General features: G+C 74.3%; 18 protein-coding genes. 11 read left to right on the top strand and 7 right to left on the bottom strand.

Translation table 11 applies throughout. The features are described 5' to 3' along the window. Window positions 1-12 precede the first annotated feature (12 nt). On the bottom strand, window positions 13-1,614 hold the full coding sequence (locus ABD211_RS08770) for a sensor histidine kinase (protein WP_344128180.1): 1,602 nt from the start codon (window positions 1,612-1,614) through the stop codon (window positions 13-15). A 23-nt stretch (window positions 1,615-1,637) separates the two neighbouring features. Then, window positions 1,638-2,324 (bottom strand): response regulator transcription factor, encoded by a 687-nt coding sequence (locus tag ABD211_RS08765; protein WP_344128179.1) that lies wholly within the window; start codon window positions 2,322-2,324, stop codon window positions 1,638-1,640. A 113-nt stretch (window positions 2,325-2,437) separates the two neighbouring features. Here ABD211_RS08765 and ABD211_RS08760 point away from each other — a divergent pair, with 113 nt between their 5' ends. The 11 genes from ABD211_RS08760 (at window position 2,438) to thiD (ending at window position 11,673) form a co-directional block, all read left to right on the top strand. Beyond that, the gene (locus ABD211_RS08760; RefSeq protein ID WP_344128177.1) at window positions 2,438-3,007 is read left to right on the top strand and encodes a hypothetical protein; all 570 of its coding nucleotides are present in this window, start codon (window positions 2,438-2,440) and stop codon (window positions 3,005-3,007) included. After that, window positions 3,007-4,053 carry a peptidoglycan-binding protein gene (locus tag ABD211_RS08755; RefSeq protein WP_344128175.1) on the top strand — a complete coding sequence of 349 codons (1,047 nt, stop codon included), beginning with the start codon at window positions 3,007-3,009 and terminating at the stop codon, window positions 4,051-4,053. The genes ABD211_RS08760 and ABD211_RS08755 overlap by 1 nt, the downstream gene beginning before the upstream one ends. After that, window positions 4,050-4,742: an ABC transporter ATP-binding protein gene (locus ABD211_RS08750; protein WP_344128173.1), complete on the top strand. Its 693-nt coding sequence runs from the start codon at window positions 4,050-4,052 to the stop codon at window positions 4,740-4,742. The genes ABD211_RS08755 and ABD211_RS08750 overlap by 4 nt, the downstream gene beginning before the upstream one ends. Further along, entirely contained in the window at window positions 4,739-5,923 is a 1,185-nt protein-coding gene (locus ABD211_RS08745) for an ABC transporter permease (protein WP_344128171.1), read from the top strand. Before ABD211_RS08750 ends, ABD211_RS08745 begins: the two co-directional genes overlap by 4 nt. Window positions 5,924-6,126: 203 nt before the next feature. Beyond that, a complete protein-coding gene (locus ABD211_RS08740) occupies window positions 6,127-7,524 on the top strand; it encodes a purine-cytosine permease family protein (protein WP_344128169.1) in 1,398 nt (465 codons plus the stop codon). Continuing rightward, window positions 7,521-8,144, top strand: a complete 624-nt coding sequence (gene thiE / locus ABD211_RS08735) for a thiamine phosphate synthase (protein ID WP_344128167.1) — start codon at window positions 7,521-7,523, stop codon at window positions 8,142-8,144. Before ABD211_RS08740 ends, thiE begins: the two co-directional genes overlap by 4 nt. Further along, window positions 8,141-9,259 (top strand): glycine oxidase ThiO, encoded by a 1,119-nt coding sequence (gene thiO / locus ABD211_RS08730; RefSeq protein WP_344128165.1) that lies wholly within the window; start codon window positions 8,141-8,143, stop codon window positions 9,257-9,259. The genes thiE and thiO overlap by 4 nt, the downstream gene beginning before the upstream one ends. After that, window positions 9,256-9,456, top strand: a complete 201-nt coding sequence (gene thiS / locus ABD211_RS08725) for a sulfur carrier protein ThiS (protein WP_344128163.1) — start codon at window positions 9,256-9,258, stop codon at window positions 9,454-9,456. Before thiO ends, thiS begins: the two co-directional genes overlap by 4 nt. Before the next feature lie 2 nt (window positions 9,457-9,458). Then, a complete protein-coding gene (locus ABD211_RS08720) occupies window positions 9,459-10,229 on the top strand; it encodes a thiazole synthase (RefSeq protein WP_344128161.1) in 771 nt (256 codons plus the stop codon). Continuing rightward, complete coding sequence (locus tag ABD211_RS08715) at window positions 10,229-10,879, top strand: thiamine phosphate synthase (protein ID WP_344128159.1); 651 nt, start codon at window positions 10,229-10,231, stop codon at window positions 10,877-10,879. Before ABD211_RS08720 ends, ABD211_RS08715 begins: the two co-directional genes overlap by 1 nt. Then, window positions 10,876-11,673 carry a bifunctional hydroxymethylpyrimidine kinase/phosphomethylpyrimidine kinase gene (thiD, locus tag ABD211_RS08710; RefSeq protein WP_344128157.1) on the top strand — a complete coding sequence of 266 codons (798 nt, stop codon included), beginning with the start codon at window positions 10,876-10,878 and terminating at the stop codon, window positions 11,671-11,673. Before ABD211_RS08715 ends, thiD begins: the two co-directional genes overlap by 4 nt. 41 nt (window positions 11,674-11,714) lie before the next feature. Here the strand turns inward: thiD and ABD211_RS08705 are convergent, their stop codons facing one another. The 5 genes from ABD211_RS08705 to ABD211_RS08685 form a co-directional block, all read right to left on the bottom strand. Next, the gene (locus tag ABD211_RS08705; RefSeq protein ID WP_344128155.1) at window positions 11,715-12,479 is read right to left on the bottom strand and encodes a hypothetical protein; all 765 of its coding nucleotides are present in this window, start codon (window positions 12,477-12,479) and stop codon (window positions 11,715-11,717) included. 47 nt (window positions 12,480-12,526) lie between these two features. Then, a complete protein-coding gene (locus tag ABD211_RS08700; RefSeq protein WP_344128153.1) occupies window positions 12,527-13,090 on the bottom strand; it encodes a hypothetical protein in 564 nt (187 codons plus the stop codon). After that, window positions 13,087-13,551 (bottom strand): hypothetical protein, encoded by a 465-nt coding sequence (locus ABD211_RS08695; RefSeq protein WP_344128151.1) that lies wholly within the window; start codon window positions 13,549-13,551, stop codon window positions 13,087-13,089. Before ABD211_RS08695 ends, ABD211_RS08700 begins: the two co-directional genes overlap by 4 nt. Before the next feature lie 152 nt (window positions 13,552-13,703). After that, window positions 13,704-14,501 (bottom strand): energy-coupling factor transporter transmembrane component T family protein, encoded by a 798-nt coding sequence (locus tag ABD211_RS08690; protein ID WP_344128149.1) that lies wholly within the window; start codon window positions 14,499-14,501, stop codon window positions 13,704-13,706. Window positions 14,502-14,661: 160 nt separating this feature from the next. Then, the coding region (locus tag ABD211_RS08685) for an ABC transporter ATP-binding protein (RefSeq protein ID WP_344128147.1) at window positions 14,662-15,187 on the bottom strand (526 nt) is incomplete at its 5' end.

Raw genomic sequence — 15,187 nt, 5'->3', positions numbered from 1 at the left:
TACCAGCCCGGTTCAGACTTCCGCGCGCGGGAGGGCGACCTTCACCGTCGTGCCCACGCCGACCGCGCTCGTTACCTCGATCGTGCCGCCGTGGTCGGTGACGATCCGCCGGGCGATCGCCAGCCCCAGCCCGCTGCCGCCCTGTGACCGGTCGGCGTTGCTGCGCGCCCGGTCGGCCCGCCACAGCCGATCGAACATGTGCGGCAGGTCGTCGGCGACGATGCCCCGCCCTGTGTCGGCCACCCGGATGATCGGCCCGTCTCCCACCGAGAGCGTCACGCGCCCGCCGGGCGGGGTCGCGGCGACCGCGTTGCGGATCAGGTTGCCCAGCACCTGGCGCAACCGGTCGGGGTCCGCGACCACGTCGACCGGCACGGGCGCGTCCGCCGTCAGGGTCACGCCGGCCGCCTCGGCGACGGCCGCGTGCGCCGTGCGGCACACCTCGACCAGCTCGGCGAGGTCCACGGTCGTGCGGTGGTAGGCCAGCGCGCCGGCCTCGGCGAGCGCCAGGTCCTGCAGGTCGTCGACGATCCGCTGCTGGAGCAGGGCCTCCTCGTGCAGCGAGGCGAACAGCTCCGGGTCGGGGCGCAGCACGCCGTCGGCCAGCGCCTCCAGGTAGCCGCGCAGGTTGGCCAGGGGGGTACGCAGCTCGTGGGCGATGTCCGCGATGAGGCGGCGCTCGCGTTCCTCGCTGTCGGCGAGGGAGGCCGCCATCCGGTTGAACTCGCGCGCCAGGTCGGCGATCTCGTCGCGGCCCGTGACGGGCACCCGGTTGGCGAGGTCGCCGGAGCCGAGCCGGCGCGCCGCGACGGTGAGGGCGCTGATCGGACGCGTCACGCGGCGGCCGATGAGCAGCGCGGTGAGCGCCGCGGCCAGCATCACCGCCCCGGCGGCCAGCGCGATCGACCCGTTGGGGATCGTGCGCGGGGTCGCGTCGACCGCTCCGACGAAGAGCCGCGTCTCCTCCGGGGCGGCCCGGTCGATCTCCCGGGTGAAGATCAGCTGCAGGCAGTCGATGTCCTGGTCGCCGCGCTCCGCACACAGGCCGGTCTGCGCGTACACGGCCTGCATGGCGATCTTGTCGTTCGCGGTGGTCCGGTCGCACTCCGGGTGGCGCTTCTGGTCGCCGACCGGCTCGAAGACCGGCAGCTCCAGCTTCGGGTGCGTCAGGCGCACCGGCACGCCCAGCCGCGTCAGGCAGGCCGCCCGTGGCCAGCCCAGCATGTACCCGGTCACGATCTCGGCGCCGAGCTGGGCGCGGGTCTCGCCGGTCCAGGCGGTGAAGGCCGGCATCGGCGGCCGGGGGTCGACCACGGCCGCCTCGCCCGTCACCGGGCGCGCGACGCCGCCCCCGAGCAGGTCCGTGTCGACGAGCAGGGTGCCCGTCGCGGTCACCAGCCGCAGCCGCTGCCCGAGCCGGTCGGACAGGGCCCGCACCGTCGCGTCGACGCCGTGCCAGGTGCCGTGCGCGCGCCCGTACCCGGCGAGTTCGGCGACGGCCGCCGCGACGTCGTCCGGGTCCGCGGGGCTGCTCTTCGTGAGCTGCTCATTGGCCTGGCGCACGGTGAGCCAGGCGGTCGCGGCCGTCGAGGTCGCCACCAAAAATATGATCATGAGTACCACCCTGACGCGGAAACTCACTCGTCGCACATCCGGTAGCCGCGGCCGTACACGGTCTGCACGTAGCGGGGGTGGGCGGGGTCGGCCTCCACCTTGCGGCGCAGGTTCATCACGTGGGCGTCCACGGTGCGTTCCTCGACGTACCGGTCGAAACCGAACGCCTTGTCGATGATCTGGGTACGGGTGAAGACCCGGCCGGGCTCCGCGGCGAGCACCTGCAGGATGCCGAACTCCTTGGCGGTCAACTCGACCGGCCGGTCGTCGACGCGTACCTGGAAACGCCCCGTATCGATGCGTAGGCCGCCGACGAGCAGCACCACCGCGTCGTCCTGCGGCAGCCGCCCCGAACGCCGCAGCAGCGCGCGGACCCGGGCCGTCAGCTCGCGCGGGCTGTACGGTTTGGTGAGGTAGTCGTCCGCCCCGATGTCGAGGCCGAGCAGCAGGTCGTCCTCCGTCGAGCGGGCCGTGACCAGCAGGATCGGCACGTCGGACTCGGAGCGCAGGATGCGGCACACGTCCAGCCCGTCGACGAGCGGCATCATCACATCGAGCACCACGAGGTCGGGCCGGTACGCGCGGCACCGGTCCAGCGCCGCCCGGCCGTCGCCGACGACCTGCACGCTGTGGCCCTCGCGCTCCAGGTAGACACGCAGCAGGTTCGCCTGCTTCGGGTCGTCCTCCGCGACCAGCACCTTCGCCACCATGCGGCCAACGGTAGGAGGCGTCCGGCGCCGGCGCGACCCGCTGTCACACAGCCCACGAGCATCGCAGGAGTTCTTCATCACTTCTTCATGACCGCCCCCCTACGGTCGCCGGCATGAGATTGATCCATGCGGTGCCGTCGGTGCTCGGAAGCCTGTTGCTGCTGGCCGGCTGCGGTGGCGACCCGGAGCGGTCCGGCGTCGCCTCGGCGCGGACCGGTGGCGCCGCGCCGGCCACCGGCGCGGCGTCCGACGTCGTCACGGAGTACGTCGAGTCGGTCCGGGAGTTCGTGGCCTGCGTCCGCAAAGAGGGCCTGAAGGTGACGGACCCGGACGGCAAGGGACGGTTCACCTTCGAGGGCGACCTGCGCATCCTCAAGGCGGATCCGAAGTTCGCCGCCGCGCAGAAGAAGTGCTCCGCGCTGCTGCCCCCGGTGCCCAAGGAGCTGCGGGAGAAGCCCGTGCGCACGGCCGAGGAGATCGAGACGGCCCGCGAGTACGCGAAGTGCATGCGCGCCAACGGGGCCCCCGACTTCCCCGACCCGGGGCCGGACGGCTGGTTCCCCGAGGACGCCGAGGGCGAGCCCCTCCCGTGGGACCAGACGTCCGAGGGTGCGCAGCGGGCCGGCCGGACGTGCGGGCCGATCATCGGCGCGCCGACCGATCCCGGCCCGGGGCAGGGCTGATGAGGCGACGCGCGTGGCTGGTCGGCGGCGTCGTCGGCGTGGTGGCGGCGGCCGGCACGGTCGCGGCGGTCGGCTTCGGCCGTTCGGGCGGCCAGTCACCCGTCGCCGCGCCGACCCCGGCCGCGACGGTCGAGGTGACCCGGGGCGACCTGGTCGACTACGTGACCCTGGACGCCTCCGTCGGGTTCGGCGAGGCGCGACCGCTGACCGTCAAGGCCACGGGGACGTTCACCTGGCTCCCCGCGGCCGGCGCGACCGTGCGCCGCGGGCAGCCCGTGGCCCGCGTGGACGAGAAGCCGGTCGTGCTGCTTTACGGCACTGTGCCCGCCTACCGGGCCCTGACCGTGGGGACGCGGGGCACGGACGTCGCGCAGCTCGAACGCAACCTCGACGCGCTCGGGTACACCGGGTTCGCCGTCGACGACATGTTCTCGGCGAGTACCGCCGAGATCGTCCGTAGCTGGCAGCGCGACCTGGGGGTGCCCGAGACGGGTACGGTCGACGCGACCGCCGTCGTCTACGTCGCCGGCGCTGTGCGGGTCGCTGCCCAGTCGGTCCGCGTGGGCGCGGCGGCACCGGCCGACGCGCTGTCCGTCACGGGTACGGCGAAGGTCGTGGTGGCCACCGCCGACGCGGCGGACGCCGGCTGGGCGGAGCCCGGGGTGGCGGTCACCGTGGTCCTGCCCGACGGCGCGACCGTGCCCGGCCGCGTCGCCGCCGCCGGCACCGGCGCCGCCGCTCCGGCCGCCGAGGGGGAGGCCGGGGCGGCGGGGGCCCGGATCGCCGTGACGGTCCCCGACCAGAAGGCGCTCGCGGGCGCCACGTCCGGGCTGACGGTCCGCTACGCGGCCCGCACCCGGTCCGACGTGCTCAGCGTTCCGGTCTCGGCGCTGCTGGCCCTCGCCGAGGGCGGGTACGGCCTGGAGCTGGTCGAGGGCGGCGCGACGCGGATCGTGGCGGTACGGGCGGGGATGTTCGCCGACGGGCGGGTGGAGGTCTCCGGCCCGGGGATCGCGCCGGGGGCCGTCGTCAGGATGCCGACGTGACCCCGGCGGCCGAACTGGCCGGAGTCACCAAGGTCTACCCCGGCGGGGTGGCCGCGGTGCGGGGCGTGGACCTCACGATCGGCCGCGGCGAGTTCGCGGCGATCGTCGGGCCGTCCGGCTCCGGCAAGTCGACGCTGCTGAACCTGCTCGGCACGCTCGACCGGCCCACCGGGGGCCGGGTCCGGGTGGCCGGGGAGGAGATCGCCGACCTGTCCGACCGCCGGCTGTCCGCGCTGCGGGCCACCACGATCGGCTTCGTGTTCCAGCAGTTCCACCTGACGGCCGGCGTACCGGCGCTGGACAACGTGGCCGACGGCCTGCTCTATGCCGGGGTGCCGCGCCGGGAGCGGCGGGAGCGCGCGGCCGCCGCCCTGGCCCGGGTGGGCCTGGCCGGGCGCGTCGACCACGTGCCAGCGCAGCTGTCCGGCGGGGAGCGCCAGCGGGTCGCCATCGCCCGGGCGGTGCTCGGGGAGCCGGTGCTGCTGCTGGCCGACGAGCCCACCGGCAACCTCGACTCGGTCGCCGGCGAGGGCGTCCTCGACCTGCTCGGCGACCTGAACGCGGCCGGCACGGCCGTGGTGGTCATCACCCACGACCTGGGCATCGCGTCGCGGCTGCCCCGACGCATCGAGATCAAGGACGGCCGGATCGTGGTCGACGCGGTGAGCGCGGCGGAGGTGACGGCGTGAGCAGGCGGAACATCCGGCTGCGGCCCGGCGACATCGCGCGGCTCGGCGCCGCCGGCCTGCGGACGAGGCCGCTGCGGGTCGTACTCTCCGCTCTGGGTATCGCCATCGGCATCGGGGCGATGATCGCCGTGGTGGGCATCTCGGCGTCCAGCCACGCGGAGCTCGACCGGGCCCTGAGTCGCCTCGGCACGAACCTGCTGACCGTCGCGCCCGGCAGCACGGTGCAGGGCGGCACCGCCACGCTGCCCGAGGAGTCCGTGGCGATGATCGCCCGGATCGGGCCGGTCGAGTCGGTCGCCGCGACGGCGCTGCTCGACGCGCACGTCTACCGCAACGATCACGTGCCGGCCGGCGAGACCAGCAGCGTCGACGTCCTGGCGGTCGACCGCGACCTGCCCGCCACGCTGCGCTTCACCGTGGCGAAAGGCAGCTGGCTGACCGCGGCCACGGCGAACTACCCGGCGGTGGTCCTCGGCGCCCGCGCCAGCCAGCGCCTCGACATCCGCGGCCCCGGCGTGCGCGTCTGGCTCGCGGGCCGCTGGTACGCCGTGGTGGGCGTGCTCAACCCGATCGAGCTGGCGCCCCAACTGGACAGCGCGGCGTTCGTGGGTTGGCCGGCCGCGCGGGGGTTCGCCCGCTTCGACGGTCACCCCACCACGGTGTACGTCCGGACGGTCGAGGCCGACCTGGGCGCCGTGCGGGCGGTGCTCGGCCGCACCGCGAACCCCGGCGCGCCGAACGAGGTGGCGGTCTCCCGCCCGTCCGACGCGCTGGCCGCCAAGCAGGCGACCGACGCGGCTCTGGCCTCGCTGCTGCTCGGGCTGGGCGGGGTGGCGCTGCTGGTGGGCGGCATCGGGGTGGCGAACACGATGGTCATCTCGGTGCTGGAGCGGCGTTCGGAGATCGGCCTGCGCCGGGCCCTGGGCGCGACGCGACGGCACGTGCGCCTCCAGTTCCTGACGGAGTCGTTGCTGCTCTCCGCCCTGGGCGGTGCCGGCGGCGTCGTCGTCGGCGTGGCCGTCACGGCCGCGTACGCCCTGAACCGGGGGTGGCCGGCCGTCGTCCCGGCCTGGGCGTCACTCGGCGGCCTGGCGGCCACGATGGCGATCGGCGTGATCGCGGGCATCTACCCCGCCATGCGCGCCAGCCGCGTCGCCCCCGCCGCCGCCGTCGCGGGCTAGCCGGCCGGCTTATGGCGTCATAGCCGTGGAATCCGGGCCCGCATTCCACGGCTATGGCGCCACAACGCGAATCCCGGGCGCGCTGGCGTACAGTGACGATGTTGTGAACGGGAGCTCCGGGGTGACGGGGCTGAGAGGGCGGACGAATCTGCCGCCGACCGCTGGAACCTGACCGGGTAATGCCGGCGTAGGGAGATTTGATAATGGCCACCCCTGCCACCCTCGACATCGACGTGCCCCGCACCCTGTCCGAGCCGGCACCGAAGCTGCTCGGACTGCGGGACACCCTCGGCCTCTGGGGCAACCTGGGCATCAGCCTGCTGCTGCCGGTCGCCGCCGCGTACGTGATCCTGCCGGGACGACCGTTCGGGCAGACCTTCTGGGCGATCGTGGTCGGCGCCGTGATCGGCGCCGTCCTGCTCGGTCTCGGCGCCGCGGCCGGCGCGCGGGAGGGCGCCCCGGCGATGGTGCTGCTGCGCGGCCTGCTCGGCCGGCACGCGTCCTACCTGCCGACGATCCTCAACATCGTGCAGTGCATCGGCTGGGCGACGTTCGAGATCGTCATCATCGCCGAGGCCGCCTCCCGCGTGCTGGACGCGCCCCGCTGGCCGTTCATACTCGGCGCGGGCGTGCTGGCCACGCTCATGGCGCTGCGCCCGCTCGGCGCGGTGCGGGTGCTGGCCCGCTACGCCGTGTGGGCCGCCCTGGCGAGCGTCGTCTACCTCTTCTGGGAGGTGCTCTCGAACCCGCTGCCGGCGTTCACCGAGGCCGGCGCCTCGTCGTTCTGGACCGCCGCCGACATCGTCATCGCGCTGCCGGTGTCCTGGTTCCCGCTGGCGGCGGACTACACCCGGCACGTGCGCGGCGGCCGCCCGGCGTTCGTCGGCACCGCCGTCGGGTACGGCGCGGCGACCATCGCCTTCTTCACGTTGGGCGCGCTGGCGCTGGCCGCGTACGGGGCCTCGGGCTTCGACGTGATCGGCGCGCTGCTGGCCCTGCAGTGGGGTTTCGTGGCGTTGCTCGTGCTGATCTTCGTCGAGGTCGACGAGGCGTTCGCCAACGTGTACTCGACGGCCGTCTCCGCGCAGAACCTGTCCGCGCGGCTGGACCGCCGGCTCCTCGCGCTCGCGGTCGGCGCCGTCGCGACGGTGCTCGCGTTCACCTTCGACATCGCGGCGTACGAGCCGTTCCTGTTCCTCATCGGTGCCGTTTTCGTGCCGCTCGTCGGCGTGTTCGTGGTGGCCTACTTCCTGGTGCCGCGCGGCACCTGGGACACCTCCGACACGGCCCCGGCCCGGCCGCTGCTGCTCCTGCCGTGGGCCGCCGGGTTCGTGGCGTACCAGCTGACCCTGCCCACGTACTTCGCCGGCACCGGCGCGGGCTGGACGGCCTGGTGGTCGGCCCGGCAGGCCGACCTGGGCATCGACCCGGCGAACGGCTGGTCGGCGTCGCTGGTGAGCCTCGCGGTGGCCGCGCTCGTGACCGCCCTGGTCTGCCTGCCGACGATCGTCCGCGCCCGACGCGGGGAGGTGGCGGTGCCCGCACCCCGTGCGGCGGACGCGGCCCGCGAAGCGGATCCGGCTGGCGAGGCGCGGTCGTGACCGCCGCCGCGCTGGGTCGCCTGCACGTCCTCACTGACGCCCGGGCCGGCCGCGACGCGCTCGCCGTGACCGGCGCGGCGCTCGCGGCCGGCGCACCGGTGGCGCAGTTGCGCGTCAAGGGCGCCACCGACCGCGACGTGTACGAGCTCGGCCGCCGCCTCATGGCGCTCTGCGCCGAGTACCAGGCGCTGTGCATCGTGAACGACCGGGTGGACATCGCCGTGGCCATCGGCGCGCACGGCACCCACCTGGGCGCGACGGACCTGCCGATCGAGGCGGTGCGACGGGTCGCGGGCCCCGGCCATCTGATCGGCGGCACCGCCCGCGAGCCGGGGCTCGCCGCCCGACTTGTTCAGGAAGGCGCCGACTACCTGGGCGTCGGCCCCGCCTTCGCCACGCGGACCAAGGACGGCCTGCCCGACCCGATCGGCCCCACCATGATCGGAGCGGTGGCGGGAGCCGTCCGCGTTCCTGTGATCGCCATCGGCGGCATAACGGTCGATCGCGTCCCGGAGCTTATGGCGGCGGGGGCATATGGCGTTGCCGTCGTTGGGGCCATCTCCGACGCGGTCGACCCGCAGGAAGCGACGAAACAGCTGCTTGTGGCGGTGACCCCGTGACCAGCGACGTGGTGGTGGCCGGCGGTGGGCTGATCGGCATGTCCGTGGCCTGGCGCTGCGCCCAGAAGGGCCTGCGGGTCACCGTCGTCGACCCCGATCCGACGCAGGGCGCCGGCCAGGCCGCCGCCGGCATGCTCGCCCCGGTGGCCGAGGCGTCCTACGGCGAGGAGCGCCTGCTCGGCCTGGCCCGGGCCTCACTGAAGCGGTACCCGGCCTTCGTCGCGGAGCTGCGCGACGCCACCGGACTGGACGTCGGCCTGCGTACGGCCGGCACGCTGCAGGTCGGCTTCGACGCCGACGATATCCGGGCGTTGGACGAGCTGCACGCCTTCCACCTGGAGCTGGGCCTGCCGGCCGAGCGGCTCACGCCGGGTGAGGCCCGCAGACGAGAGCCCTCGCTGACCACCCGCCTGCGCGGCGCGGTGAGCATCCCGTCGGATCACTCGGTCGACGCCCGGGCGCTGCGCGACGCGCTCGCCCACGCGGCCCGCAGGGCCGGCGCGACGCTGGTCACGACCGGGATCGAGGCGCTGGTCACGGCCGGCGGCCGGGCCACGGGTGTGCGGCTGGCCGACGGGACGACGCTCACCGCCGGCACGGTGGTGCTCGCCCTGGGCGCCTGGAGCGCCTCCCTGCCCGGCGTCCCCGACCTGCCTGTCCGCCCGGTGAAGGGTCAGATACTAAGGCTGCGCCTGGCCGCGGGGCTGCTCGACGGCACGGTCCGGGCGCTGGTGCGGGGCCGTCAGGTCTACCTGGTGCCGCTGCGCGACGACCAGCTCATCATCGGCGCGACCGCGGAGGAGAAGGGCTTCGACCGCTCGGTCACCGCCGGCGGCGTGTACGAGCTGCTCCGCGACGCCATCGAGGTCGTCCCCGGCGTCACCGAGCTGGAGCTCGTCGAGACGCTGGTCCGGTTCCGCCCCGGCACCCCCGACAACGCGCCACTGCTGGGGGAGTGCGACCTCAAGGGCCTCGTCCTGGCGACGGGCCACTATCGCAACGGCGTACTCCTCGCGCCCGTCACGGGCGAGGCCATCGCCGACCTGGTCGCCGACGGCACGTTGCCCGAGGCGGCGCGGGGGTTCGGGCTGGACCGGTTCAGGGAGCGGTCATGAACATTGTCATCAACGGCACGCCGGCCGACGTCACCGACGGCTGGTCGGTGGGGGACCTGGTCCGCGCGCGCACGGAAGAGCAGCGGCGCGTCGCCGTGGCGCGCAACAGCGAGGTGGTGCCGCGCGGCGAGTGGGACACCACGGCACTGTCCGAAGGGGACCGCATCGAGGTCCTCGCGCCGGTGGCGGGCGGCTGACCGTGGACGACACCCTGGTCATCGCGGGGGAGAGCTTCGACTCCCGCCTGCTGCTCGGCACCGGCGGCGTACCCAGTCTCGAGGTCCTGGAGAAGGCCATTGTGGGGTCGGCGACCCAGCTGGTGACGATCGCGCTGCGCCGCGTCGAGGCGTCGGCGGGCGCGCCGCTGCTGGAGGTCGTCGAGCGCCGCAAGGTCAGGCTGCTGCCGAACACGGCCGGCTGCATGACCTCCCGCGAGGCGGTGCTCACGGCGAAGCTGGCCCGCGAGGCGTTCGAGACGAACTGGGTCAAGCTCGAGGTCATCGGCGACGAGCACACCCTGCTGCCCGACCCGGTGGAGCTGCTCGACGCGGCCGAGCGCCTGGTCGCCGACGGCTTCACCGTCCTGCCGTACACGAACGACGACCCGATCACCGCGCGCCGGCTCGCGGACATCGGCTGCGCGGCGGTCATGCCGCTCGGCTCGCCGATCGGCAGCGGCCTGGGCATCCGCAACCCGCACAACATCGCGCTCATCCGCGAGGCCGTGCAGGTTCCGGTGATCCTCGACGCGGGCGTCGGCACGGCCTCGGACGCCGCGCTCGCCATGGAGCTGGGCTGCGACGCGGTGCTGCTCGCGAGCGCCGTGACCCGGGCGCGGGATCCCGAGCTGATGGCGGTCGCCATGCGCGACGCGATCCGGGCGGGCCGCGCCGCGTTCCGCGCCGGCCGCATCCCGCGCCGCTGGCACGCCGAGGCGTCCACCCAGATCGCCGGCTTCCCCGAGCTGTAATGCTGCCCCGCCTGCTCCTCCTCACGGACGCCACCCAGGCGGCGCGGCCGCTGACGTCCGTCGTGGCTGAGGCCGTCGACCGCGGCGTGCGCGCCGTCGTGCTCCGCGAGAAGTCCGAGGAGTACGCCCGGCGGCGCGCGCTGCCGGCCGACCTCGCCGCGCTCCTCGCCCCGGTCGGCGGCACGCTGATCGTGGCCGGCGGCCCGGCCGGCTCTGTCGTGCCCAGCGGCTCGTCCGGCTCTGCCTTGCCCAGCGGCGCTGCCGTGCCCGGCGATCCCGGCTGGCCGGCCGACGGCGTGCACCTCGCGGTCAGCGACGCGCTTCCCGACCCGCGCCCGGCGCTGGTCGGCCGGTCCTGCCACGACGCGGTCGAGGTCGCCCGGGCCGCGGCCGAGGGCTGCGACTACGTCACGGTCTCCCCGGTGTATCCCACGGCGTCCAAGCCCGGCTACGGCCCGGCGCTGGGCCCGGCCGCGCTCGCCGCGCTGTGCGGGTCGGTGCCCGTCTTCGGGCTGGGCGGCGTGCTGCCCGAGCACGTGGGTGACTGTCTGCGCGCCGGCGCGTACGGCGTCGCTGTCATGGGTCCCGCGATGCGTGACCCGTCCGTCGTCACCGCCTACCTGGCGGCCCTAGCGGAGGTACCGTCGTGAACCCACCGGTCGCGTTGACGATCGCCGGCTCGGACTCCGGCGGCGGCGCCGGCATCCAGGCCGACCTGAAGACCTTCGCCGCCCATGGCGTGTTCGGCACGAGCGCCATCACCGCGCTCACCGCGCAGAACACGGTCGGCGTCCGGGGCGTGCACGCCGTGCCGGCCGACTTCGTGGTGGCCCAGGTGGAGGCCGTACTCGAGGACCTGCCGGTGGCCGCGACCAAGACGGGGATGCTGGCCACCGCGGAGATCGTGCACGCGGTCGCCAAGCTCGCCGCCGCCGGCCGGCTGCCCAGGCTCGTGGTCGACCCGGTGATGGTCGCGTCCAGCGGCGACCGCCTGCTGGAGCCGGAGGCCGAGCGCCTCTACGTGGCGGAGCTGCTGCCGCGGGCCGCCGTGGTGACGCCGAACCTCATCGAGGCCGAGGTCCTGCTCCAGGGCTCGATCGGCACCTTGGCGGAGCAGCGTGAGGCGGCTGTCGCGCTCGGTGCGCTGGGCCCTTCGGTAGTGGTCGTGAAGGGCGGCCACGCCGTCCGCGACGCGTCATCGGAGGCCGTGGACGTGGTCTGGGACGGCACCACGATCCACGAGCTGCGCGCGCCCCGCGTGGACACTCCCAACAACCACGGCACGGGCTGCACGTTCGCCTCGGCGGTGGCCGCCGGCCTGGCCAAGGGCCTGCCGACGATGGCGGCCGTCGAGTCCGCGAAGGCCTACGTCCTGCGGGCGGTCACGGCCGGCGCGTCCTGGTCCCTGGGCTCCGGCCACGGCCCACTGGACCACTTCGCCTGAGCATGATCAAAGAGACGCCGCGGGGCCAGGTGGGCTGTGGCTCACGGCCCACCACCACCACCGCCACCGCCGCCGGAGGGCGCCCGCGGCGCGAGCATCGACTTTCGAATCGAGAGCACTGTGGACATCACAGCATTGAGGTTGTCTCCGCCAGGTTGCCAGGCCAGCCCGCTGAGCCAGGGTGGCGGGGTCGCGGCGGTCAACCCTGACCAGGTTGCGAGGCTCGCGCCGGTGCCGACCAGTTCGGACAGCGACGGCTCGTCGGCCGGCGTGATCGCGGCGAGCCACGCCCGGCCCGCCCTGGTCGGCCGCATCAGGCCGGAGGCCCACGCGCTGGCCACCCACAGCAGGGGCACCACCACAACCCCGGCCACGAGGGCGCCGACGGAGCCGCCGCCATTGTCGCCGCCCACGGCCTTGAAGAACATGTACGCGAGGGCAAGCGTGCTCACCGTCGACACGGCGTAGAGGATCCACGCGAGCCACCGCAGCGGGCGGCGGCCGAGCCCGTCGGCAACGACCCGGTGGCGTTCGGCCCGCACGACTTCCGGCAGCACGGTGTGGAGCGTGTGGGGGTTCAGTTCGCGGGTCGGCCCGGGTTCGAAGATCCGGCTCAGGAAGTCGCGGTCCGTAGCGGTCAGCGCGTGGCCCGCCGGCCGGCTGACCACCTCGACGCGCTGCTTGTCCGGCAGCCACCGCACCGCGACCGCGCCACGCTCGGCGAGCGCCAGGAGCTGGGCTACGCCCGGCGTCGCCACGCCCGCCCCGGCGTCGCGCAATATCGACTCACGAAGATAGTTGCGCATCCGGAAAGGATAGTTCGGATGTCCACTATGGCGCCATGCGACCGCGATCACGACCCGGCTCGTCGGACGGCCCGCCCGGCCCATTCGGCGGCCTGTTCGAGAGCGGTCAGTACCTCGGCGTGCCGAGGGCTGTCCACCAGTCGCAACGCGTCGCACAGCGCGGCGATCTCCGTACCCAGTCCAGCCGCGATGTCGGCGGCGGACGGCTCGGCGTGGTCGAGGTCGCGTGGGCCGCGTCGCCTGAGCCGGCGGTGGTACGTCGCGAAGGCGGCGGCCACCGCGGTGACGTACGCGGCCACGCCGAACACCAGGGTGGAACCCGACAGGACCAGCGCGAGGATGGTCACCCCGGCGAGGATCACGACATTGGACAACACCGCGACCAGCCGGGTGGTGGTTGACGTGTACGTGGTCATGTTCGGTGGGTCGAGCAGGTCGGCCGCGGACCGTAGCGCGAACGCCGTCTGTTGGCACGCGACCGTGAGCCCTTCGTTCCCGGACGGGGCCTGCCGCCAGGCGCGGACCTGTGCCGTCCAGACGGCGCGGTCGGCGTCCACGGCCGCCTCGCGCACCCGGGCGGCGAACTCCCACGAGGGCATTGTCCCGGTCACTCGGCCACGTCCCGGCCGAACCGCGCCCAGAGCCAGACGGTCCCGCACAGATGCGCGTCGGCATTGTGCAGGTGCGTCAGGAAGACATCCCGTTCGCCCACCCATCGGGCCTGCCCGCCCGTGCGGATCGGGACCGCCACCCGACTGAACCGCTCGACCGCGAGCCGGCCGATCATGCCACGCGCCCTGACGAGCAGCGCGCCGACGTCCTCGCGAGCGACCAGGTCAGAAATGTCGAGGCGGCCCGGCCAGTCCGGTGGCAGCGCTCTGGCCCACAGCCACTCGTCACAACGTCGCAGGACAAGGTAGAGGACGGCGGACAACGCCACCTGTCCGATCCACACCACGAGCACGGTCAGCCAGACCGGAAGATCAAACAGAACCCCACCGGCGTACGCGCACCCGCACGCCACGACGCCCATGGCGACCACCTCGACGGCAACCCACGGTGTCCGGAGCATGCCGTCCGGCTGCCGGCGGGTCCGCGCCGCCTGGCGCGCGGCGTCGGTCAGCTGGTTGCGCGCAGCCGCTTGACCATGTTGTAGACGAACAGCGTCTTGTCGGACGCGTCCTCGCGGTCGAACGCCTCGATGGCGTAGTCGTTGTAGACCAGTCAGCGGAACACGGGGTTGAACGTGCCGGTGAGCACCGCCGCGGTCACCGCCAGCGCCCCGACCGCCACCGCGCCGGCGACGAGCAGCGCGTCGGCGCCGGTGAACCGCTGCTCGCGGGCGTAGCTGCGGGGCAGCCCCGAGTCGAACCCGCGCGCGTCCATCGCGGTCGCCAGCTGGGTGCCGCGCCGGATCGCGTGCACCAGCATCGCGAACGTCATCGACGCGAACAGGCGCGCCCGCGCGAGCGGGTTGGCGCCCGCGTCGATGCCGCGCGCCCGCCGCGCCATGGTCAGCATCTCCCAGTCGTTGCCCAGCAACGGCAGCAGCCGCAGCGCCGCGAGCGCGCCGAGCGCGAACCGCGCCGGTACCCTGGCATTCTGCACCAGCGAGTCGGCCAGGTCGGTCGGGTCCGTGCTGGCGAACACCGCGATGCTCGGCAGGGCCAGCGCGAACACCCGCAGCACCAGGCTCGCCGCGCTCAGGAGCATGCCCGTCGTCAGCACCCACGGCCCCAGCGAGATCAGCGTCGCGCCGGTGCGCTGCCCGAAGACCACATAGGTCAGTGCCGCCCCACCGGCCGCCGCGAACAGCGGCCAGAACCGCGCCGCCAGCACCCGGAACCGCAGCCCGAACAGCGGCAGCACCGCCAGCTCCACGGCGAGCGCGACGGCTGGGGCGACCGGGTCGAGCGACACCACCAGGGCGAGCGTCAGCAGCGCGGCCGCCGCCAGCTTCGCGGTCGGGTTCCGCCGCGCCAAGGGCGCGGTCGGGTCGGCGACGGGCGGGGCGAACCTCACGCCGTCACCTCGATCGGCGCGCCGCTCAGGCCGACACCCCGCCGCGGGCACATCCCGCCGAAAACGCGGTTGCGGCAGTAGTTCCACGTGGGTTCAGCAACGCGCCTACACATGTGCGGTGTGGTCGCACTGACCCGCACATGTCCGATGGTTCGCGTGCTCACGGGGTCACCGTTCCGGCTGCCAGCTCCAGGTGGTCGTCGGCCAGGGCCGCGACGATGTCCAGGTCGTGGGTGACGGCGACGACGGCACGGCCGTCGTCGCGCAGCCGGGCCAACAGCTCGACCAGCTCACGCCAGGTCCGCCGGTCCTGGCCGAAGGTGGGTTCATCCAGGACGAGTACGCGCGGCGCGGTGGCCAGCGCCGTCGCCACGCTCAGCCGCCGCTGTTCGCCGCCCGACAGCGTGTAGGGGTTGGCCTCGGCCAGCCGGCTCAGCCGCAGCGACTCCAGCAGCTCCGCCACCACGGCGTCGACCTCGGCGGCCGGCCGTCCGCCGCGGCGGGGGCCCAGCGCCAGCTCGTCGCGCACCTTCGAGGTGACGAACTGGTGCTCCGGGTCCTGGAACACCGACCCGATCCGGGTCGCCAGGTCCCTCGCGGGCCACCTGTGCGGCGGACCGTCGACGGCCGCGCCGAGCGCCGGCGCGGCGCGCACCGCGCTGACCGCGGGCGCCCGCACCGCGCTG

Source organism: Luedemannella flava (genome assembly GCF_039528515.1).
In the GTDB taxonomy this organism is placed as follows: domain Bacteria; phylum Actinomycetota; class Actinomycetes; order Mycobacteriales; family Micromonosporaceae; genus Luedemannella; species Luedemannella flava.
This window is presented reverse-complemented; position numbering and strand designations above follow the sequence as displayed.